This is a genomic window from Acidithiobacillus sp. TH-A36, from assembly GCF_057473445.1.
The window spans coordinates 1-1,148 of the sequence record NZ_JBYCKP010000627.1 but is presented as its reverse complement, the minus strand read 5'-3'; the positions used below and the strand labels follow the sequence as shown (position 1 = coordinate 1,148).

The window sequence follows — 1,148 nt, the reverse complement described above, 5'->3', positions numbered from 1 at the left end:
CCGGTTTTGGGACTGGCGGCGGACAGTGCCAGAGAGCCTGGGGCTTCCCGCTTGTATCAACAGCGCTTTACGGTTCCCTGGTCCAGTCCTGCCATTGTGCGCAATCGTCAGCTGTTCTCGGCGGCGCTGAAATATCCGCTTCCGGATACGCTGCCTGACTTTGCTTTGGCTTATCTTCGCAGGCAATGGCAGGATCAGTCGTTGGATGATCCGATGGTGCAATGGGTAAATCGGCCTTTTGTCATAGGGTTTCATGCGACTTCTGCCGCCTGGAAAACCAAGGAATGGCCGGAACGGCACTGGAGGAGATTGGCTTCTCATCTGCGCGTAAATGGCTTGAATTTAGTGCTACCCGCAGCGGACGAACGCGAGCGTCTGCGGGTGGCTAGCATTCAATCTGGTGCTGATAATGTTATAGCGCTTCCGCGCCTGAATCTGGAAACTCTGGCTATGGTCATGAGCAGAGCGCAGGCTTTTGTCGGGATGGATACCGGGCTGTCTTATCTGGGCAGTGCTCTGGGGCTGGCTGGAGTAACACTGTATGGACCTACATCTGTAGAACGTTTAGCCCATGGAGGTGAGCAACAGATCAATCTCCAAAGTCCACAATCCTGCGCCCCCTGCGGCAAAGCCCGCTGTCCGTTGCCCGAGGCGCAAAATGGCCGGATACTTTGTCAGGAGGCGCTGGAGCCTGATCGGGTCTGGGCCGCTTTATCTTCCTTGCTGGAGTCGTCCGATTCATGAATCCGTCCCTCAGGCTTTTGCCGGAAGAGCGTCGTCGCTATCGTCGCCATCAATTCTGGACAGATCACGGCATCTTTCGGGAATGGTTTTATGCCAATTTCCATGAAATGGCACCGGGTGTATTTCGTTCGGCACAACCTTCGCCCAGGCAGTTGCGGCTCTGGCATAAGCGCCATGCTCTCCGGGCGGTGCTGAACCTGCGGGCCCCAGCGCCTCGGGAACCCCATTACCGTCTGGAACAGGAAATTTGTGACGCTACCGGAATGCAGCATATTGTTCTGCATGGTTTCGGTTCCCGTGATTTACCCGAAAAAGAGCGTTTGCTGGCGGCCATGGATTTATTGACAGAGCTCCCTAAGCCTTTTTTGTTGCACTGCAAATCGGGGGCAGATCGGGCCGGGTTC

General features: G+C 55.7%; 2 protein-coding genes. Both read left to right on the top strand.

The window, feature by feature from the left end; translation table 11 throughout:
- A partial coding sequence (locus tag AC2VLY_RS15720; protein ID WP_486891917.1) for a glycosyltransferase family 9 protein occupies positions 1 to 744 on the top strand: 744 nt, incomplete at its 5' end.
- Positions 741 to 1,148 (top strand): protein-tyrosine phosphatase family protein (locus AC2VLY_RS15715; protein ID WP_486891918.1); only part of this gene is annotated, 408 nt, incomplete at its 3' end. The genes AC2VLY_RS15720 and AC2VLY_RS15715, both read left to right, overlap by 4 nt.